This window comes from Citrobacter sp. Cpo065, from assembly GCF_030332805.1.
Lineage (GTDB): Bacteria > Pseudomonadota > Gammaproteobacteria > Enterobacterales > Enterobacteriaceae > Citrobacter > Citrobacter portucalensis.
Genome location: NZ_JAOWHC010000029.1, coordinates 364,630 through 384,183 on the forward strand (window position 1 = coordinate 364,630; position 19,554 = coordinate 384,183).

Here is a 19,554-nt window from a genome sequence, read left to right on the forward strand (position 1 = left end):
TCAACCATCAATAAAAACATCGGCCAGCGATTTATGGCAGAGCAACAGGGAAAGCCCCTCAAGTTCCGCCCACACTGACTGACCATAGTCTTGTTTAAGCGTAATTTCAGTACGCGTTAACAGCGTTACAGCCTGACGCAACTGCGCAGGATTCAGCCGGTTTAGCGCGTCTCCCATCATACCCCGGCGATTTTGCCACACCCGGTGTTTATCAAACAACGTGCGCAAAGGCGTATGGGCTGACTGCCGTTTTAAGTTGACCAACAGCAGTAATTCACGCTGTATCGTGCGCAGCAAAATAACCGGCTCACTGCCTTCCAGGCGTAACTGTTGCAGAATGTGCAGCGCGCGTTTGCTTTTGCCCATCAGCAGCGCATCCACCCAATGGAACGGGGTAAAGTGCGCGGCATCGTTAACGGCTTTCTCCACGCGAGGCAGCGTTAGTTTGCCATCAGGCCAAAGCAATGCTAGCCGTTCCAGCGCTTGCGCCAGTGCTAACAGATTACCTTCATAGCAATAGCACAACAGCTGATTGGCTGCGTCATCCAGTTGTAGATTGTTAAGCTTCGCTCTGGCGGCGACCCAACGAGGAAGCTGTGCTTGCTCCGGCGTCTGGCAGCTTACCTGCACCGCATTATTGGCAAGTCCGGTATACCATGCGGCGTTTTCCTGCGCTTTAGTCAGTTTGTTGCCGCGAACAATCAGCAGCAGGTCGTCATGTAGCAGTGTGACGAGTGAAGCGAGCTGTTCGTTAATGGCGGCATTGGGGCCATTTTCTGGCAACTGCAGGAGCAGGGTTTGACGGCTGGCAAACAGGCTCATCGCCTGGCAGAGTGAAAAAATCTCTCCCCAGTCGGTGCTGTTGTCCAGGGTGAAAGCGTGGTGTTCTTCGAATCCTTGCGTTGCTGCTGCCTGACGGATAGCGTCCTGGCTTTCCTGCAATAAGAGAGGATCGTTACCTAAGAGCAAATACGCCGCGCGCAGCCCTTCATTGAGCTGTGCGCGGAGTTGTTCAGGGTACAACTTGAGCATCAGTTACCCAGCGTGGTGGAAACACGCGCCGGAGATGATGCAGGCTCTGCGGCTTTTGTCGCCGCTGGCTTAGCATCATCATCAGCATTGGATGACAGAGTATCGGCCAGATGTACGCTTGGCAGCTTACGAATTAACTGTTCAGCCGCTTTGTCATACATCTCTTTGATGATCATGTCCTGCTCGTTATCCTTCGCCAGTGCAGCCTGTGGGTTGTCAAAGAACGAACGATAAACTTTGGCGCTGATTGGATAAATATCATGACCTGGGATCAGCACGGATGCACTCACGGACATCACCATCTGGTATTCAGCCGTTTGACCGTTCTGGAATACCGACGCCGTATCCTGCGAAATGCTGACCGCGCCCAGACGTAAGGACGTCACATCTTTACGCATTGAGCCGTCTTCAAGCAGCGTAACGCCGTTCAGACGCAGCTGATTACGAACCGCGCGGCTTAATGGGCCGTTCGGATCACCAGAGTTCAGGATCATGGTTTTCATTGAGGGTGGGACCTGCGTAGTATTACGCAGATGCCAGCCACACCCGGCGGTGACAAGCACCGCCAGAGATAACAACAATGTTGTCAGAAGTCGCACGCTTCCTCCCGCGCTTAGCCAACGACCAGATTGAGGAGTTTACCCGGTACATAAATCACTTTACGTACGGTAACGCCATCAAGATATTTTGCCACCAGATGCTCCTGGCCAGCACGTTCACGAACCTGTTCTTCTGTCGCATTTACCGGAACGGTAATTTTGCCACGGACCTTACCGTTCACCTGAACTACAACCAGCGTCGAGTCTTCAACCATTGCGGCTTCGTCCGCCACCGGCCACGGTGCGTTGTCGATATCGCCTTCGCCTTTCAGTGCTTCCCACATCGTGAAACAAACATGTGGGGTGAACGGGTTCAGCATGCGAACGACGGCCAGTAACGCTTCCTGCATCAGGGCTCTGTCTTGTTCGTCTTCCTGCGGTGCTTTCGCCAGCTTGTTCATCAGCTCCATAATCGCCGCAATTGCGGTGTTAAAGGTCTGACGACGACCGATATCATCGGTAACTTTAGCAATGGTTTTATGTACGTCGCGACGCAGCGCTTTTTGGTCTTCGCTCAACGCATCAACGTTCAGGGCAGCTACATCGCCTTTGGAAGTATGTTCGTAAACCAGCTTCCATACACGTTTCAGGAAGCGGTTCGCCCCTTCAACGCCGGATTCCTGCCATTCCAGCGTCATATCAGCCGGAGAAGCGAACATCATGAACAGACGTACCGTGTCAGCGCCGTAACGTTCAACCATGACCTGCGGGTCGATACCGTTATTTTTCGACTTGGACATTTTGCTCATGCCGGTATAGACCAGTTCATGGCCTTCTGCGTCCTGAGCTTTGACGATACGACCTTTTTCGTCGCGCTCAACGATGGCATCAACCGGAGAAACCCAGTTACGCTCGCCGTTTGCACCAACGTAATAGAACGCATCAGCCAACACCATACCCTGGCACAGCAGCTGTTTGGCCGGTTCGTCAGAGTTGACCATGCCCGCATCGCGCATCAGCTTGTGGAAGAAGCGGAAGTAGAGCAGGTGCATGATGGCGTGTTCAATACCACCAATGTAGATATCAACTGGCAGCCAGTAGTTTGCGGCTTCTGGATCCAGCATCCCTTCGTTGTACTGCGGGCAGGTGTAGCGCGCGTAGTACCAGGAGGATTCCATAAAGGTATCGAAAGTGTCGGTTTCGCGCAGCGCAGGCATGCCGTTAACGGTGGTTTTTGCCCACTCCGGATCGGCTTTGATTGGGCTGGTGATGCCGTCCATAACCACGTCTTCCGGTAGAATAACCGGCAACTGATCTTCTGGCGTCGGCAGTACAGTACCGTCTTCCAACGTCACCATCGGAATTGGCGCACCCCAGTAACGCTGACGGGAAACACCCCAGTCACGCAGACGGTAGTTCACTTTACGCTCACCCACGCCTTTGGCTACCAGCTTGTCAGCAATGGCGTTGAAGGCAGCTTCGAAGTCGAGGCCGTCAAACTCGCCAGAGTTAAACAGCACGCCTTTTTCGGTCAGAGCTTGTTCGGACAGATCCGGCTCTGCGCCTTCAGCGGTCAGAATTACTGGCTTGATGGTTAGGCCATATTTTGTCGCAAACTCGTAATCGCGCTGATCGTGGCCCGGAACGGCCATGACTGCGCCCGTACCGTATTCCATCAGGACGAAGTTTGCTGCCCAAACGGGGATTTCTTCGCCAGTCAGCGGGTGAACAGCTTTAAAGCCCGTGTCGACGCCTCTCTTCTCCATGGTTGCCATTTCGGCTTCAGCAACCTTGGTGTTGCGGCATTCGTCAATGAAGGCGGTCAGTTCTGGGTTATTTGCAGCAGCTTTCTGCGCCAGCGGGTGACCTGCGGCAACGGCCAGATAGGTCGCACCCATAAAGGTGTCCGGGCGGGTGGTGTAAACGGTCAGCGTGTTGTCGTAACCGTTCACATCGAAGGTGATTTCCACGCCTTCAGAACGGCCAATCCAGTTGCGCTGCATCGTTTTCACGGTGTCAGGCCAGTGATCCAGGTTATCCAGGTCACGCAGCAGTTCGTCAGCGTAAGCGGTGATTTTGATGAACCACTGTGGGATCTCTTTACGCTCGACTTTGGTATCGCAACGCCAGCAGCAGCCGTCGATAACCTGTTCGTTCGCCAGTACGGTCTGGTCGTTCGGGCACCAGTTGACCGCAGACGTTTTCTTGTACACCAGGCCTTTTTTGTACAGCTCGGTGAAGAATTTCTGTTCCCAACGGTAGTATTCCGGGGTGCAGGTCGCCAGCTCACGGCTCCAGTCGTAACCGAAACCCAGCATTTTGAGCTGGTTTTTCATGTATGCGATGTTGTCGTACGTCCACGGTGCTGGTGCGGTATTGTTTTTAACCGCAGCGCCTTCTGCAGGCAGACCGAACGCATCCCAGCCAATTGGCTGCAGTACGTTTTTGCCCAGCATGCGCTGGTAGCGGGCGATCACGTCACCGATGGTGTAGTTACGTACGTGGCCCATGTGTAGTCGACCAGAAGGATAGGGAAGCATAGACAGGCAGTAATACTTCTCTTTGCTCTCGTCTTCGGTAACTTCAAATGTGCGCTTCTCATCCCAGTGAAGCTGTACTTTGGATTCTATCTCTTCCGGGCGGTATTGCTCTTGCATGGCAGCCAGTGGTCCTGTTTTCAATACAGCTACAAACGTAGCTTTAGATGTGGTGTTTCAGATCCGCATAGCATAGCCCAAACGCCCGCGCCAAAACAGCCTTTCGCGCATTCAGCGTTGAATTCCCGCAAGGATAATTCTTGCACGAATTTACACACTCTGTGGACAGTCTTGCAAAGCGTAGCGTAAATAACGTCTATTATTATAGACAGTTAACGACCCAGGAGGCGAAGCGATGAACAAGGTTGCTCAATATTACCGTGAACTGGTGGCTTCACTGAGCGAACGTCTGCGTAATGGCGAACGCGATATTGATGCGTTGGTGGAGCAGGCGCGTCAACGAGTTATGCAGACCGGGGAGTTAACGCGAACCGAGGTGGAAGAGCTCACCCGGGCCGTCAGACGCGACCTGGAAGAGTTTGCTCTGAGCTATGAAGAAAGTCTCGATGAGGAGACAGACAGCGTCTTTATGCGGGTTATCAAGGAGAGTATCTGGCAGGAACTGGCCGATATTACAGATAAAACCCAGCTCGAATGGCGCGAGGTGTTCCAGGACCTCAGTCATCACGGGGTTTATCACAGCGGCGAGGTGGTCGGATTAGGTAATCTGGTCTGCGAGAAGTGCCACTTCCATTTAGCGGTTTACACCCCGGATGTGCTGCCGCTGTGTCCGAAATGCGGACACGATCAGTTCCAGCGCCGACCGTTTGAGCCGTGATGATTAGGCGTGCCAGAAGTTATTTGTAGGCCTGATAAGATGCGCCAGCATCGCCATCAGGCAATATGCCGGATGGTGGCGCAAGCGCCTTATCCGGCCTACAGTTTTACGCGTAATATCTTAAACGTTCTGCCAGCAAATCGACAAACCCTTCGCGATCCACGTCTACCATTACGGTGGCGTTTGGCTTATTGCCGCTCAGGAAGTAGTAATCCACCACGGTCATTCCCTGGGTATATTTACCCTGAGTTTCCACGCCGACCCAGCGTTCAACGGTGGTAAACAGTTCAGGTTTCAGCAGCCAGGCAATGGTGCATGGATCATGCAGTGGCGCGCCGATGAATCCCCATTTTTCATCTTTATGATACTCAAAGAAGAAGTCGAGTAGTTCAGCCACGATCGTCGAAACAGGGTTGCCGATAGCGCGGAATCGTTCGGTATCTTCGCGATGTATTTGCGCTTTATGCGTGACGTCCAGACCAGCCATCACCACTGGAATGCCAGACTGGAATACGATTTCAGCGGCTTCAGGATCCACGAAAATATTGAACTCGGCGGCGGGCGTCCAGTTTCCGAGTCCCATCGCACCACCCATGATCACGATACGGGCGATTTTGGCGTGCAGCTCAGGATGGCTATTCAGGAGCAATGCGACGTTAGTTTGCGGCCCGGTGGAGACAATCGTCATCGGTTCCGGGCTTTCACGCAGGTTTTTCGCCATCAGTTCCACGGCGGTACAGTCTTGTGGCGCAAAAGCGGGTTCCGGCAGCGCCGGGCCATCCAGCCCACTCTCGCCGTGAACGTTATCGGCGATAATCAGATCGCGCATTAGTGGTTTCACTGCGCCACCAGCCACTGGGATATCCGTACGGTTGAGCAACGTTAACATGCGCAACACGTTACGCAGCGTTTTGTCAGGTGTCTGGTTACCGGCTGATGAGGTTATCGCTTTCACATCCAGTTCTGGTGAGGCGAGGGCGAGCACAATTGCGATAGCGTCGTCATGACCCGGATCGCAATCAAACAGGATAGGAAGTGCCATTGTTGCTCCTTGTAAGTGGGACTTTGTGACAAGGTTAACGCTGGGCTGTATGTGTTTCGAGAGGCGAAGGGATAAAGCGTGAGGTGGCGCGCACATGGAGGTGCGCGCCAGCAAGATTAGTGCAGTATTTTCGCGAGGAAGTCTTTGGCGCGGTCCGATTTCGGATTAGCGAAGAACTCTTCTTTCGGTGAGTCTTCAACAATTTTCCCTTCATCCATGAAGATCACCCGGTTCGCCACTTTACGCGCAAAGCCCATTTCGTGGGTTACCACCATCATGGTCATCCCTTCATTGGCCAGTTCAACCATAACATCCAGTACTTCGTTGATCATTTCAGGATCAAGCGCCGACGTTGGTTCGTCAAACAGCATGGCGATAGGATCCATACACAGCGCCCGGGCGATAGCGACACGCTGTTGCTGGCCCCCTGAGAGCTGAGCTGGAAACTTCTCCGCATGTGCTGACAGACCAACGCGTTCCAGTAACTTTTGCGCTTTGTCGCGGGCCGGTTTTTTATCGCGCTTGAGCACTTTTACCTGCGCCAGAGTCAGGTTCTCAATGATCGACAGGTGAGGGAACAGTTCAAAGTGCTGGAACACCATACCAACGCGAGAGCGCAGTTTGGCCAGATCGGTTTTTTTATCATTCACCACGGTACCATCAACGGTGATGACGCCTTGTTGTACCGGCTCCAGCCCGTTCACCGTTTTGATAAGCGTTGATTTACCTGAACCTGACGGGCCGCAGACCACAACCACTTCCCCTTTTTTCACTTCCGTGGAGCAGTCGGTCAGCACCTGAAAGTGACCATACCATTTAGAAACATTTTTCAGGGTAATCATTAAACTGTCCTTTTCTTCAAATAGCTGACCAACAACGATGCGCTCAGACTGAATACAAAATAAACGGCGCCAGCAAACAGGATCATTTCAACCTGCGTGCCGTCACGCTCGCCAATGGTGGAGGCGGTACGGAAGAAGTCTGCCAGACTTAATACGTAGACCAGCGAGGTATCCTGGAAGAGTACGATGCCCTGGGTTAGCAGCAGCGGTACCATCGCGCGGAATGCCTGCGGCAGAATAATGAGCTTCATCGACTGCCAGTGGGTCATCCCTAGCGCCAGCGCGGCGCTGGATTGCCCACGAGAAATACTCTGGATACCGGCACGGATAATCTCGGAATAGTACGCGGCTTCAAACATCGAAAACGCGACCATTGCTGAGATCAGGCGAATATCGGTTTTTGGCGACAGACCCAGTACGTTTTGCAGGAAGCCGGGCACAATCAGGTAGAACCACAGCAGCACCATGACCAGCGGAATAGAACGAAATACGTTGACGTAGCCTTTCGCAAACCAGGCTATCGGCGCGAAGCTGGACAGACGCATGACGGCCAGGATAGTTCCCCATACGATACCAATGACTACCGCCGTAACGGTGATTTTCAGCGTGATCATCAGCCCGTCCAGCAGATACGGCAGGGAAGGGATGATAGAACTCCAGTCAAATTCGTACATTATTTGCCTCCCAAATTGCCAGGCAGGCGGATTTTACGTTCAACAAGATTCATCACCAGCATGATGACGGCGTTAATCAGGACGTAGGCCAGAGTGATAGCGGTAAACGATTCCCATGCGTGGGCGGAGTAATCCAGCAATTTGCCCGCCTGTGCCGCCATATCGACCAGGCCGATGGTGGAGGCGATCGCGGAGTTCTTCACCAGGTTCATCATCTCTGAGGTCATTGGCGGAACAATCACGCGGTAAGCGTTTGGCAGCAGCACATAGCGGTAGGCCTGCGGTAGCGTTAGCCCCATCGCTAGTGCGGCGTTTTTCTGCCCACGAGGCAGAGACTGAATTGCGGCGCGAACCTGTTCGCAGACGCGCGCGGCGGTAAACAGCCCCAGACAAAGCATTGATGAGAGGAAGAACTGGATGTTGGGATCCAACTCAGCCTTGAACCACATCCCAATGTTTTCCGGCAGCAGTTCCGGAATAACCAGATACCAGGTAAAAAACTGGACGATGAGCGGAACGTTACGAAATAGCTCAACGTACAGCGTGCCGATCCCAGAAAGGAAACGATTTGGAACGGTACGTAAGATGCCGAATAAAGAGCCTATGAGGAAAGCGATAATCCAGGCGGTGATGGATAACGCGACAGTGACCTGGAAACCACTCCAGAGCCAGCCGAGATAGGTGGTGTTGCCGAACGGGGCTTGTTGTAAAAAAATACCCCAGTTCCAGTCTATAGACATAAATCTACTCCAGAAAAAAAAGGGTAGCAGCGCTACCCTCGAAGATTGTTATTCGGCGTTTTGCGGTTTTCAGGCCTGATGGGGAACGACCATCAGGCTTATAGTCTGTCCGTGCCGAGTAACAATCGAGAGGGAGGGGAAGCCTCCCATTTATTTTAGTTAGTTAAGCGCTTTATCATTCGGTTCTTTGAACAGGGCTTTCATCTCGTCTGACAGTTCGAAATTCATGTTCAGGTTCTTCGGCGGAATTGGATTTTTAAACCACTTATCAAACCATTTCTCAGCTTCGCCTGAGGTTTGCGCCTTGGCGATAGTGTCGTCCATCAGCTTTTTGAACTCAGGATCATCTTTGCGCAACATACAGCCGTAGGCTTCCTGAGACTGTGGCTTGCCGACGATCTCCCAGTTGTCTGGTTTCTTCGCTTTCGCGCGCTCACCAGCCAGCAGGGCGTCATCCATCATAAAGGCAACGGCGCGACCGCTTTCCAGAGTACGGAAAGAGTCACCGTGGTCTTTCGCGCTGATGATGCGCATATCCATTTTTTGTTCTTCATTCAGCTTGTGCAGCAGAACTTCGGAGGTGGTACCTGAAGTCACGACTACGGCTTTACCTTTCAGATCGGCGAAATCTTTAACGTCGCCGCCTTTTTTCGCCAGCAGACGGGTGCCGACAACGAAAATGGTGTCAGAGAAAGCCGCTTGTTTTTGGCGCTCGACGTTGTTGGTGGTGGATCCACATTCAAAATCGAAGGTGCCGTTTTGCAGCAGCGGGATACGGTTTTGTGAAGTAATCGGGATCAGTTTCACCTGCAGATCAGGCTTGTTCAGCTTTTTCTTCACGGCTTCAACGATCGCGTTGGAGTAATCCTGTGAATAACCGACCACTTTTTGCTGATTATCGTAGTAAGAAAACGGTACTGATGATTCACGGTGGCCGACAACGATCACGCCATTTTTGGCGATCTTATCCAGCGTGCTGCCTGCCGCTGGTGCTGCGTCTTCTGCGTGCGCCAGACCGGCGGACATTCCCATAACCAGCATGGCAGTGGCGAGCTTACGTAATTGCATATCCAACTCCTTTATCGTCTGCGCCAGGGACGCATTGATACCCATTGTGATGTTGTTATTGTTTGCTACTAAAACGTGCAGTCTTGTATGTGTTTGTTAACATTTAGTTTGGATGAATGTAAAGAATTTGCTGTGTTATTGTTTATTTTTGCGAAGTGCGCCGCACCATTTGGGGGCAAAAATATCTTGTTGCACTTTTCAGGTGCTACCGGCGCTCAACTTTGGTGCGACCAGGTTGCACATTCAGCCAAAACAGCGTTTGCCTTGTAGAACAAAGCAATAGACGTGCCAGAATGGTCTTTTGGAGGGGGGAAGTAGGCCTGATAAGCGTAGCGCCATCAGGCACTATGCTGCACAACTGCCGGATGGCGGCGTACCGCCTTATCCGGCCTGCATTTGATGGGGCGCTGTTTTACTTACGACGTTGGCGCAGACTCATTACCACTGCGCCAAAGCCAAACAGCGCGGTTAGCAGCCAGAGCGGCCAGTTTCCGGTACGGGCATAAGGGGTTAAGCCCGTCGTTGGCGTCACACTGGTGGTCAGCACCTGACGGGTAAACTGTGGGATCATCGCCTGAACTTCGCCCTGTGGACCAATCACCGCCGTAATACCGTTGTTGGTGCTACGCAGCAGAGGTCGCGCCAGCTCCAGGGAACGCATACGCGCCATCTGGAAGTGCTGCCACGGGCCAATAGATTTACCAAACCATGCATCGTTGGAGATAGTCAGCAGGTAGTCCGTATCCGGGCGGAAGTTATCCCGTACCTGTTCGCCAAGAATGATTTCGTAGCAGATGGCAGCGGTCAGCTTAAAGCCGTGTGCATGCAACTGTGGCTGTACATAAGGACCGCGGCTGAACGAAGACATTGGCAGGTCAAAGAATGGCGCTAGCGGGCGTAGGATAGATTCCAGCGGGACAAACTCGCCAAACGGTACCAGATGGTTTTTGTTATAGCGGTTGCTGGAGTCGTAGCTGTATGGGCTGTCTTTACCCAGTGTGATGATGGTGTTGTAGGTGTCGTAACGATTCTGCTTGTTCAGACGTGCGTCTACAATACCGGTAATCAGCGTGCTATTTTTCGATTTCAGCAGGTCATCCATCATACTCAGAAAACGCTGCTGGTTAATTTCCAGGTCCGGAATAGCGGATTCTGGCCAGATGATGAGCTGTGATTTGCCCATCTCAGGCTGGGTGGCGTCGAGATAAATCTTCAGGGTGTTGAGTAACTGGCCTTCATCCCATTTGAGCGACTGCGGGATGTCACCCTGCACCATCGAGACCTGGGTGGTTTTTTCCGGCTCCAGCGTGTACCACTGAATATAACGTAGCGGGAAGGGCAGAGCGAAAAGCACCACGGCGGTAGCCAGCGGCTTCCAGTTACGCGTTACCAGTGCAAGTGCCAGCAGGCCGCTAACCATCATCAGCAGGAAGTTTATCGCCTCAACGCCCATTACCGGCGCCAGCCCTTTTAACGGACCGTCGATCTGGCTGTAGCCGAACTGCAGCCACGGGAAACCGGTCAGTACCCAGCCGCGTAGAAATTCAGTGATTTGCCAGACTACCGGCGCGGCAATCGCTACGCGTATCCAGGTAGTTTTCGGCCACAGACGCGCCAAAACGCCGGCAAACAGGCCAGTGTAGAGGGAAAGGTAAGCAGCAAGCAGAACCACGAGGAAGACGTTAACAGGGCCCGGCATACCGCCAAACTGCGCGATACTGACGTAAACCCAGTTGATGCCTGAGCCAAACAGTCCCAGTCCCCAGAAATAGCCGATAGCGGCAGACTGGAGCGGACGGCGGTTGAAGGTGAGAGCCTGCAGGCCCATCAGCGAAACAATCGCAGCGAGCCAGATGTCATACGGTGAGAAAGCCAGTGTCCCGCAGGCACCGAATAATAACGCCAGCAGCAGGCGAATGCGCTGGCGTTCAATTAAAGGGGCAAATGCCATGTAGTCTTAGATCCAGTTTCGGGTTTATTCGTCCAGTTTTGGCTGGGGTGAGTCGTCCGGAATTCTGACATGAACCTGAATAATACGACGGCTGTCGGCCATTGCCACTTTGAACTGGTAACCATCAATGTCGATGGTCTCTCCACGCGCGGGCAGATGACCGAAGGCCTGCATGACCAACCCGCCAATGGTATCCACTTCTTCATCGCTGAAATGCGTGCCGAAAGCTTCATTGAAGTCTTCAATCGGCGCCAGCGCACGAATAGTCCAGGTGTGGCGACTGAGCTGACGGAAATCAATATCGTCTTCTTCGTCGTACTCATCTTCAATTTCACCGACAATCAGTTCAAGGATGTCCTCAATGGTCACCAGACCTGAGACACCGCCAAACTCGTCGATGACGATAGCCATATGATAACGCTGGGAGCGGAACTCTTTCAGCATGCGGTCAACCCGCTTGCTTTCAGGGACGACAACCGCCTGGCGTAACACTTTCTCCATGCTGAAGGCTTCGGCATCGCTACGCATAAACGGCAGCAGATCTTTGGCCATCAGAATCCCTTCAATGTGATCCTTGTCTTCGCTAATTACCGGGAAACGCGAGTGGGCAGACTCGATAATGACATCGAGGCATTCGTCCAGAGTTTGGTTGCGTTTCAGGGTAATCATCTGGGAGCGAGGGATCATGATGTCGCGAACACGCTGGTCCGCAATATCCATTACCCCTTCGAGCATATCGCGCGTATCTTCATCGATAAGGTCGTTTTGCCCGGAATCACGGATCAGCTCCAACAGTTCGTCGCGGTTTTTCGGTTCACCGTGGAAAAGTTGGCTCAGTAACAGGGAAAAAAATCCCTTTTTGCTGTTTAAGGTGTCACTACTGTGTGAATTGTCGTCGCTCATGGCGTCGTATGGGTTCTCATGTCAGTTAATACAAAGCGCGTCATGCGTTTACTCAGCTGTTGACGGCATGTTTTGCCTGATGGCGCTACGCTTATCAGGCCTACGAAAGGCATGAATGTAGGCCGGATTAGGCGCAAGCGCCGCCATCCGGCAAGCTACTATTCTGCAATCTTCTCGGCAATGTACGGATCCTCATAGCCCAGAGCAAGCATAATCTCTGTTTCGAGGGATTCCATCTCTTCCGCTTCATCGTCTTCAATATGGTCGTAGCCGAGTAAATGCAGGCTACCGTGCACCACCATGTGCGCCCAGTGGGCCTCAAGCGGTTTGCCTTGCTCCTGCGCTTCTTTCTCAACCACCTGACGGCAGATGATCAAATCGCCCAGCAGCGGCATCTCAATGCCCGGAGGAGCCTCAAACGGGAAAGAGAGCACGTTGGTGGATTTATCTTTCCCGCGATAGGTCAGGTTCAGGTCGTGGCTTTCCGCGTCATCGACCAGACGAATCGTTACTTCAGACTCTTCCTGAAACTGCGGGATCACCGCATCCAGCCAGCCCTGAAACTGACTTTCTGTTGGCAGACCGGATTCGTCTTCACATGCCAGCTGTAAATCGAGGATAACCTGACTCATTTTTGTTCCTGCTCCTGAGCTTCGCGCTTGCGTTCTGCAGCCTGCTCGGCTTTGCGTTTCTGTTCTGCTTCTTCCCAGGCTTCATACGCCGTGACGATACGGGCAACCACCGGGTGGCGCACCACGTCTTCGCTATGGAAGAAATTAAAACTAATTTCGTCGACTTCAGCCAACACTTCAATGGCATGACGCAAACCGGATTTGGTGCTACGCGGCAGGTCAATCTGGGTAATATCGCCAGTGATGACCGCTTTGGAGTTAAAGCCGATACGGGTCAGGAACATTTTCATCTGTTCGATGGTGGTGTTCTGGCTTTCATCAAGAATGATGAACGCATCGTTCAACGTACGACCGCGCATGTAGGCCAGGGGCGCAACTTCAATGACGTTACGCTCAATCAGCTTTTCAACCTTTTCAAAGCCAAGCATTTCGAAAAGCGCGTCATACAGCGGTCGTAAATACGGATCGACTTTCTGGCTGAGATCTCCTGGCAGGAATCCCAGTTTTTCGCCCGCTTCCACTGCCGGACGGGTCAGCAGAATGCGACGGATCTCCTGACGCTCAAGCGCATCAACCGCAGCGGCAACCGCGAGATACGTTTTACCCGTACCCGCAGGGCCAACGCCAAATGTAATGTCGTGGTCGAGGATATTCGCAATGTACTGTGCCTGGTTCGGCGTGCGCGGCTTAATTACTCCACGCTTGGTTTTGATGTTCACCGCTTTGCCAAATTCAGGCACGCTGTCTGCGCTTTGCTCAAGCACACGCGCTTCTTTGATCGCCAGATGAATTTGTTCAGGCTCGATGTCCTGCGTCTGACCGCGCATTGGGGCGGTATCGACGTACAGGCTACGTAAAATATCTGCCGCAGCGGTGACGCAAATTGGACGACCGGTCAGTTTAAAGTGGTTATCACGGCGGTTAATTTCGATGCCGAGGCGACGTTCCAGCTGTTTGATGTTGTCATCAAATGGGCCGCAAAGGCTCAACAGGCGGGCGTTGTCTGCGGGTTCAAGGGTGATTTCGCGAGTGTCTATGTTCAAACTGTTCCTCTTATGCATGTCTCGCCGGACGCTGAACATTTACCGGCATCTAAGGAAATTATTCACGCCATGGGGGAAAGGCGCAAGCATTGCAGCAAATATGGGGATGATAGGGCAGATTACAAGACCCGCCGGGACAGCGAGCCCAGGATTGTAGGCCCGATAAGTGTAGCGGTATCGGGCCTTTTTTACGTTTTTCAGCAGGATTAAGGCTGATAAATACCGACGCCCAGATCGTTTTCTTTGCGGGTACGCGCAATGACCGATTCAGGGGATTCTGCGATACGCAGACCCATTTCGTCCTCGGTACGCACCACTTTACCGCGCAGGGAGTTAGTCCAGACATCGGTAATTTCTACGTCTACGAACTTACCGACCATGTCCGGGTTGCCTTCAAAGTTCACCACACGGTTATTTTCGGTACGGCCTGACAGTTCCATGATGCTCTTACGCGATGTGCCTTCAACCAGAATGCGCTGGGTCGTGCCGACCATACGGCGGCTCCAGGCCATAGCTTGCTGGTTGATACGCTCCTGTAGAATGTACAGACGCTGTTTCTTCTCTTCTTCCGGTACGTCGTCAACCATATCGGCGGCAGGGGTGCCAGGACGCGCAGAGAAAATAAAGCTGTAGCTCATGTCAAAATTGACGTCAGCAATCAGCTTCATGGTCTGCTCGAAATCCTGCGTGGTTTCACCCGGGAAGCCAACGATGAAGTCGGAGCTAATCTGGATATCCGGACGCGCAGCGCGCAGTTTGCGGATGATCGCTTTGTATTCCAGCGCGGTATGGGTGCGCCCCATCAGGTTCAGTACGCGGTCTGAACCGCTCTGTACCGGCAGATGCAGGAAGCTCACCAGCTCTGGCGTATCGCGATAAACTTCAACGATATCATCGGTGAATTCGATCGGATGGCTGGTGGTGAAGCGGATACGATCAATGCCGTCGATCGCTGCGACCAGACGTAACAGATCGGCAAAAGATCCGATCGTGCCGTCGTAGTTCTCACCACGCCATGCGTTCACGTTTTGCCCCAGCAGGTTTACTTCACGCACGCCTTGGGCTGCAAGCTGGGCGATTTCAAACAGAATATCATCCGCCGGACGGCTGACTTCCTCACCGCGGGTGTAGGGCACCACGCAGTAAGTACAATATTTATTACAACCTTCCATGATGGACACAAACGCGCTTGGACCTTCAGCACGCGGTTCCGGCAGTCGGTCGAACTTTTCGATCTCCGGGAAACTGATATCAACCACCGGGCTACGGGTCGTGCTTCCACGCACTTTGTTGATCATTTCCGGCAGGCGGTGCAGCGTTTGCGGCCCAAAAATAATATCGACGTAATGCGCGCGCTGGCGAATATGATCGCCTTCCTGAGACGCAACACAGCCACCGACCCCAATGATGAGCTTGGGGTTTTTCTCTTTTAACAGTTTCCAGCGGCCCAGTTGATGGAACACTTTTTCCTGAGCCTTCTCACGGATTGAGCAGGTATTCAGCAGCAGCACATCCGCTTCTTCCGCCACGTCAGTCAGTTGATACCCATGAGTGGCATCCAGCAGATCGGCCATCTTCGATGAATCGTATTCGTTCATCTGACAGCCCCAGGTTTTAATATGGAGTTTTTTGGTCATCGACTTGCTCTTGCGAAATTGTGGCTGAAATGCAGGGCGCATAGTGTACTGCTTTGGCGCGGTTGTGACCAGTATGACGGATGTCAGCCTCAAGGGGTAAAAAATCCTGTAAACTTACACAATACATGTAACTGGATAATTGACCATGACAAATCAACCAACGGAAATTGCCATTGTCGGCGGGGGGATGGTCGGCGGCGCGCTGGCGCTTGGACTGGCGCAGCATGGATTTACGGTAACGGTCATTGAGCATGCCGTTCCCGCGCCGTTTGTGGCTGACGGACAGCCTGATGTCAGAATTTCTGCCATAAGTTCCGCATCGGTGTCGTTGCTAAAAGGGCTGGGCGTCTGGGATACGGTGCAGGGGATGCGCAGCCATCCTTATCGTCGACTGGAAACGTGGGAGTGGGAAAATGCCCATGTGATGTTTGATGCCGCCGAGCTTAAGCTGCCTCTGTTGGGCTATATGGTGGAAAACACGGTCCTGCAACAGGCGCTCTGGCAGGCGCTGGAAGCTCACCCTAAAGTCACGCTGCGCGTACCGGCGTCCCTGATTTCTTTGCATCAACATAACGATCGACATGAGCTTGAGTTGGCAGGCGGCGAAACCATCAGCGCGAAGCTGGTCATCGGCGCCGATGGTGCCAACTCTCAGGTGCGAAAAATGGCCGGGATTGGTATCCATGCCTGGCAGTACGCGCAGTCCTGTATGTTGATAACCGTGCAATGCGAAAATTCACCGGGAGACAGCACCTGGCAGCAATTTACGCCTGACGGCCCGCGCGCGTTTTTACCGCTGTTTGATAACTGGGCCTCGTTGGTGTGGTACGACTCACCGGCTCGCATCCGCCAATTGCAAGCGCTGAATATGCCGCAATTGCAGACGGAGATTGCTAAACATTTTCCATCGCGACTCGGTAAGGTGATGCCAGTGGCTGCGGGGGCGTTCCCGCTTACGCGTCGTCATGCGCTGCAATATGTGCAACCGGGGCTGGCGCTGGTAGGTGATGCCGCGCATACCATTCATCCGCTGGCGGGGCAGGGCGTTAATCTGGGCTTTCGTGATGTCGATGCGTTGATTGATGTGCTGGTGAACGCGCGCAGCTACGGTGAATCCTGGGCCAGTCAGCCGGTGCTCAAGCGCTATCAGAATCGCCGTATGACTGACAATTTCATCATGCAAAGCGGTATGGATCTGTTCTATGCCGGATTCAGCAATAACCTGCAGCCGCTGCGCATCATGCGTAATCTCGGGCTCATGGCCGCAGAGCGCGCTGGCGTACTGAAACGTCAGGCACTGAAGTATGCGTTAGGGTTGTAATTCAGGCAGGCCTACGGGGAAAATACGTAGGCCTGATAAGCGGAGCGCCATCAGGCGATAAATGCAGAAAAGCAAAAAGCTCGCCGAAGCGAGCTTTTTTAATATGGCTGGGGTACGAGGATTCGAACCTCGGAATGCTGGTATCAGAAACCAGAGCCTTACCGCTTGGCGATACCCCAACGGGTGCACCCACAGAGTGGACGACTTTTTGAAATTGGCTGGGGTACGAGGATTCGAACCTCGGAATGCTGGTATCAGAAACCAGAGCCTTACCGCTTGGCGATACCCCAACAATTTTTTGGATTTACCGAACGAGTCGATACGTCCTTAATATGGTGGCTACGACGGGATTCGAACCTGTGACCCCATCATTATGAGTGATGTGCTCTAACCAGCTGAGCTACGTAGCCAAATACTAACATTTTCTTCGATGGCTGGGGTACCTGGATTCGAACCAGGGAATGCCGGTATCAAAAACCGGTGCCTTACCGCTTGGCGATACCCCAATGACCGTTGCGGTGAACCGCTATATCGAAGAAAAAATGGCTGGGGTACCTGGATTCGAACCAGGGAATGCCGGTATCAAAAACCGGTGCCTTACCGCTTGGCGATACCCCATCCGTGCAACGCTTACGGGTGAATGGTGCGGGAGGCGAGACTTGAACTCGCACACCTTGCGGCGCCAGAACCTAAATCTGGTGCGTCTACCAATTTCGCCACTCCCGCAAAAAAGATGGTGGCTACGACGGGATTCGAACCTGTGACCCCATCATTATGAGTGATGTGCTCTAACCAGCTGAGCTACGTAGCCATCTTTTTTTCGCGTAACCTTATCGGCGTTGCGGGGCGCATTATGCGTATTGAGCCTTGAAGCGTCAACCCCTTTTTCATTGAAAATAGCTGGAATGTGACTGTTTGGTTAGGTTGCGAACAGCATGACGCAATATTCGGCAATTATTAGTTATTAATTGTTTTTTTGCACAGAAAACAAACATAAAAAAAGAGCCCCGCAGGGCTCTTATCTAAGGATTAACTTATTTATAAGCGGACTGGTGTACGCCAACGGCACGGCCAGATGGATCGTTCATGGTTTTAAACGCCTCATCCCATTCGATCGCCTTGGCAGAAGAACAGGCAACCGACGGCCCGCCCGGCACGCATTCGGCAGCGCTTGCTACCGGGAACAACTCTTCGAAAATCTCACGGTACAAATACGCTTCTTTTGACGATGGCGTGTTGTACGGGAAACGGAAGCTGGCGGTTTCCAGTTGTTGGTCTGAAACTTGTTCTGCAGCCACCTCTTTCAGCGTGTCAATCCAGCTGTAACCGACACCGTCAGAGAACTGCTCTTTCTGACGCCATGCGACGCTTGCCGGCAGGTAGGACTCAAAACATTCGCGCAGAACGTGTTTTTCCATTTTGCCGTTGCCGCACATTTTGTCCTGCGGGTTGATGCGCATCGCCACATCAAGGAATTTCTTATCCAGGAAGGGCACGCGAGCTTCTACACCCCAGGCCGACATGGCTTTGTTGGCACGGGCGCAGTCGAACATATGCAGCGCTTGCAGCTTGCGCACGGTTTCTTCGTGCAGTTCTTTTGCATCTGGCGCTTTGTGGAAATAGAGATAGCCGCCAAACACCTCGTCCGAACCTTCACCCGACAACACCATTTTAATGCCCATCGCTTTAATTTTACGCGACATTAAGTACATTGGCGTCGAGGCGCGAATCGTCGTGACATCGTAAGTTTCGATGTGGTAAATCACGTCGCGGATCGCATCCAGACCTTCCTGCACGGTGAAGTGGATCTCATGGTGCACGGTCCCCAGATGGTTCGCCACCTCTTGCGCAGCTTTCAGATCCGGAGCGCCTTCCAGGCCGACGGCGAAGGAGTGCAGCTGTGGCCACCAGGCTTCGCTACGTTCCTGATCTTCAACACGGCGTGCCGCGTATTTTTTAGTTATCGCGGAAATGACGGATGAATCCAGACCGCCGGACAACAGAACTCCATAAGGAACATCTGACATCAGGTGACTTTTCACCGCATCTTCCAGCGCCTGGCGCAGCTCGTTTTTATCGGTAACGTTGTCTTTGACGGCATCGTATTCAAACCAGTCGCGCTGGTAGTACTGACGAATTTCACCGTCTTTACTCCACAAATAGCTACCGGCTGGGAATTCTTTGATTGTGCGGCAGACGGGAACCAGCGCTTTCATTTCAGACGCAACGTAGAAGTTACCGTGCTCGTCGTAACCCATATACAGCGGGATGATCCCGATATGATCACGACCGATCAGGTAGGCGTCCTGCTCGCTGTCGTACAGGGCAAAAGCGAACATGCCTTGCAGGTCATCGAGGAACGCGGGTCCTTTTTCCTGATACAGCGCGAGGATAACTTCGCAGTCGGAACCGGTCTGGAACTGGTAGCGATCGCGGTATTCAGCACGCAGTGTCTGGTGGTTATAAATTTCACCGTTAACCGCCAGGATATGTGTCTTCTTCACGTTGTACAGCGGCTGAGCACCGGCATTGACGTCGACGATGGACAGACGTTCGTGCGCCAGAATGGCGTTATCACAGGCGTAAATACCTGACCAGTCCGGGCCGCGGTGGCGCATCAGACGAGACAGTTCCAGGGCTTTTTTACGCAGTTCAACTGCGTCAGTTTTAATATCGAATACGCCAAAAATAGAACACATAACCTTCTCCGTTAACCTGTTGCGTGATGCTTTTTATGTTTGCTTGATAAAGAAAA

At 52.8% G+C, this 19,554-nt stretch carries 16 protein-coding genes and 7 tRNA genes; 2 read left to right on the top strand and 21 right to left on the bottom strand.

Going from position 1 to position 19,554, the window contains the following annotated elements; translation table 11 throughout:
• The 3 genes from holA to leuS are packed head-to-tail and all read right to left on the bottom strand — an operon-like array spanning position 1 to position 4,228.
• Positions 1 to 1,032, bottom strand: coding sequence for a DNA polymerase III subunit delta (gene holA / locus OGY68_RS07700; RefSeq protein WP_032942687.1), 1,032 nt, complete (start codon positions 1,030 to 1,032; stop codon positions 1 to 3).
• Entirely contained in the window at positions 1,032 to 1,631 is a 600-nt protein-coding gene (gene lptE, locus OGY68_RS07705) for an LPS assembly lipoprotein LptE (protein WP_057067706.1), read from the bottom strand. The genes holA and lptE overlap by 1 nt, the downstream gene beginning before the upstream one ends.
• Positions 1,632 to 1,645: 14 nt before the next feature.
• Positions 1,646 to 4,228, bottom strand: a complete 2,583-nt coding sequence (gene leuS / locus OGY68_RS07710; protein ID WP_057067707.1) for a leucine--tRNA ligase — start codon at positions 4,226 to 4,228, stop codon at positions 1,646 to 1,648.
• Between the two features lie 235 nt (positions 4,229 to 4,463).
• On the opposite strand from leuS, the gene OGY68_RS07715 reads away from it, so the two are divergent.
• Entirely contained in the window at positions 4,464 to 4,946 is a 483-nt protein-coding gene (locus OGY68_RS07715; RefSeq protein ID WP_003022748.1) for a zinc ribbon-containing protein, read from the top strand.
• Between the two features lie 106 nt (positions 4,947 to 5,052).
• Here the strand turns inward: OGY68_RS07715 and rihA are convergent, their stop codons facing one another.
• The 10 genes from rihA to miaB form a co-directional block, all read right to left on the bottom strand.
• On the bottom strand, positions 5,053 to 5,988 hold the full coding sequence (gene rihA, locus OGY68_RS07720) for a pyrimidine-specific ribonucleoside hydrolase RihA (protein WP_057067708.1): 936 nt from the start codon (positions 5,986 to 5,988) through the stop codon (positions 5,053 to 5,055).
• Between the two features lie 116 nt (positions 5,989 to 6,104).
• Entirely contained in the window at positions 6,105 to 6,830 is a 726-nt protein-coding gene (gene gltL, locus OGY68_RS07725) for a glutamate/aspartate ABC transporter ATP-binding protein GltL (protein WP_003022754.1), read from the bottom strand.
• Positions 6,830 to 7,504, bottom strand: a complete 675-nt coding sequence (gltK, locus tag OGY68_RS07730; RefSeq protein WP_048214691.1) for a glutamate/aspartate ABC transporter permease GltK — start codon at positions 7,502 to 7,504, stop codon at positions 6,830 to 6,832. The genes gltL and gltK overlap by 1 nt, the downstream gene beginning before the upstream one ends.
• Entirely contained in the window at positions 7,504 to 8,244 is a 741-nt protein-coding gene (gltJ, locus tag OGY68_RS07735; RefSeq protein WP_003831316.1) for a glutamate/aspartate ABC transporter permease GltJ, read from the bottom strand. Before gltJ ends, gltK begins: the two co-directional genes overlap by 1 nt.
• 159 nt (positions 8,245 to 8,403) lie before the next feature.
• Positions 8,404 to 9,312: a glutamate/aspartate ABC transporter substrate-binding protein GltI gene (gene gltI, locus OGY68_RS07740; RefSeq protein ID WP_003022762.1), complete on the bottom strand. Its 909-nt coding sequence runs from the start codon at positions 9,310 to 9,312 to the stop codon at positions 8,404 to 8,406.
• Positions 9,313 to 9,724: 412 nt separating this feature from the next.
• Entirely contained in the window at positions 9,725 to 11,263 is a 1,539-nt protein-coding gene (gene lnt / locus OGY68_RS07745) for an apolipoprotein N-acyltransferase (protein ID WP_286616930.1), read from the bottom strand.
• A 24-nt stretch (positions 11,264 to 11,287) separates the two neighbouring features.
• The gene (corC, locus tag OGY68_RS07750; protein WP_003022770.1) at positions 11,288 to 12,166 is read right to left on the bottom strand and encodes a CNNM family magnesium/cobalt transport protein CorC; all 879 of its coding nucleotides are present in this window, start codon (positions 12,164 to 12,166) and stop codon (positions 11,288 to 11,290) included.
• A gap of 158 nt (positions 12,167 to 12,324) precedes the next feature.
• Positions 12,325 to 12,798: an rRNA maturation RNase YbeY gene (ybeY, locus tag OGY68_RS07755; protein ID WP_048214688.1), complete on the bottom strand. Its 474-nt coding sequence runs from the start codon at positions 12,796 to 12,798 to the stop codon at positions 12,325 to 12,327.
• Complete coding sequence (locus OGY68_RS07760) at positions 12,795 to 13,841, bottom strand: PhoH family protein (RefSeq protein ID WP_003022776.1); 1,047 nt, start codon at positions 13,839 to 13,841, stop codon at positions 12,795 to 12,797. Before OGY68_RS07760 ends, ybeY begins: the two co-directional genes overlap by 4 nt.
• Positions 13,842 to 14,047: 206 nt before the next feature.
• A complete protein-coding gene (miaB, locus tag OGY68_RS07765; RefSeq protein WP_003831327.1) occupies positions 14,048 to 15,478 on the bottom strand; it encodes a tRNA (N6-isopentenyl adenosine(37)-C2)-methylthiotransferase MiaB in 1,431 nt (476 codons plus the stop codon).
• Positions 15,479 to 15,623: 145 nt separating this feature from the next.
• Between miaB and ubiF the strand changes: the two genes are divergently transcribed.
• Positions 15,624 to 16,799, top strand: coding sequence for a 3-demethoxyubiquinol 3-hydroxylase (gene ubiF, locus OGY68_RS07770; RefSeq protein WP_003831329.1), 1,176 nt, complete (start codon positions 15,624 to 15,626; stop codon positions 16,797 to 16,799).
• Positions 16,800 to 16,903: 104 nt separating this feature from the next.
• Here ubiF and OGY68_RS07775 read toward each other — a convergent pair.
• From OGY68_RS07775 to asnB, 8 genes are all read right to left on the bottom strand, one after another.
• A tRNA-Gln gene (locus OGY68_RS07775) sits at positions 16,904 to 16,978 on the bottom strand.
• Positions 16,979 to 17,014: 36 nt separating this feature from the next.
• Positions 17,015 to 17,089: transfer RNA gene (locus OGY68_RS07780), tRNA-Gln, on the bottom strand.
• A 43-nt stretch (positions 17,090 to 17,132) separates the two neighbouring features.
• Positions 17,133 to 17,209: transfer RNA gene (locus OGY68_RS07785), tRNA-Met, on the bottom strand.
• Between the two features lie 21 nt (positions 17,210 to 17,230).
• Positions 17,231 to 17,305 (bottom strand) — tRNA-Gln (locus OGY68_RS07790).
• A 37-nt stretch (positions 17,306 to 17,342) separates the two neighbouring features.
• A tRNA-Gln gene (locus OGY68_RS07795) sits at positions 17,343 to 17,417 on the bottom strand.
• A 23-nt stretch (positions 17,418 to 17,440) separates the two neighbouring features.
• A tRNA-Leu gene (locus tag OGY68_RS07800) sits at positions 17,441 to 17,525 on the bottom strand.
• An 8-nt stretch (positions 17,526 to 17,533) separates the two neighbouring features.
• A tRNA-Met gene (locus OGY68_RS07805) sits at positions 17,534 to 17,610 on the bottom strand.
• A gap of 223 nt (positions 17,611 to 17,833) precedes the next feature.
• A complete protein-coding gene (gene asnB, locus OGY68_RS07810) occupies positions 17,834 to 19,498 on the bottom strand; it encodes an asparagine synthase B (RefSeq protein WP_057067710.1) in 1,665 nt (554 codons plus the stop codon).
• Between the last annotated feature and the right edge of the window lie 56 nt (positions 19,499 to 19,554).

What these genes read in the sequence shown, in the direction of transcription:
- OGY68_RS07715 (WP_003022748.1), top strand. Translation starts at nt 4,464, where the DNA reads ATGAACAAGGTTGCTCAATATTACCGTGAACTGGTGGCTTCACTGAGC.
- miaB (WP_003831327.1), bottom strand. Translation starts at nt 15,478, where the DNA reads ATGACCAAAAAACTCCATATTAAAACCTGGGGCTGTCAGATGAACGAA.
- holA (WP_032942687.1), bottom strand. Translation starts at nt 1,032, where the DNA reads ATGCTCAAGTTGTACCCTGAACAACTCCGCGCACAGCTCAATGAAGGG.
- corC (WP_003022770.1), bottom strand. Translation starts at nt 12,166, where the DNA reads ATGAGCGACGACAATTCACACAGTAGTGACACCTTAAACAGCAAAAAG.
- ubiF (WP_003831329.1), top strand. Translation starts at nt 15,624, where the DNA reads ATGACAAATCAACCAACGGAAATTGCCATTGTCGGCGGGGGGATGGTC.
- leuS (WP_057067707.1), bottom strand. Translation starts at nt 4,228, where the DNA reads ATGCAAGAGCAATACCGCCCGGAAGAGATAGAATCCAAAGTACAGCTT.
- gltJ (WP_003831316.1), bottom strand. Translation starts at nt 8,244, where the DNA reads ATGTCTATAGACTGGAACTGGGGTATTTTTTTACAACAAGCCCCGTTC.
- asnB (WP_057067710.1), bottom strand. Translation starts at nt 19,498, where the DNA reads ATGTGTTCTATTTTTGGCGTATTCGATATTAAAACTGACGCAGTTGAA.
- rihA (WP_057067708.1), bottom strand. Translation starts at nt 5,988, where the DNA reads ATGGCACTTCCTATCCTGTTTGATTGCGATCCGGGTCATGACGACGCT.
- gltI (WP_003022762.1), bottom strand. Translation starts at nt 9,312, where the DNA reads ATGCAATTACGTAAGCTCGCCACTGCCATGCTGGTTATGGGAATGTCC.
- gltL (WP_003022754.1), bottom strand. Translation starts at nt 6,830, where the DNA reads ATGATTACCCTGAAAAATGTTTCTAAATGGTATGGTCACTTTCAGGTG.
- lnt (WP_286616930.1), bottom strand. Translation starts at nt 11,263, where the DNA reads ATGGCATTTGCCCCTTTAATTGAACGCCAGCGCATTCGCCTGCTGCTG.
- ybeY (WP_048214688.1), bottom strand. Translation starts at nt 12,798, where the DNA reads ATGAGTCAGGTTATCCTCGATTTACAGCTGGCATGTGAAGACGAATCC.
- gltK (WP_048214691.1), bottom strand. Translation starts at nt 7,504, where the DNA reads ATGTACGAATTTGACTGGAGTTCTATCATCCCTTCCCTGCCGTATCTG.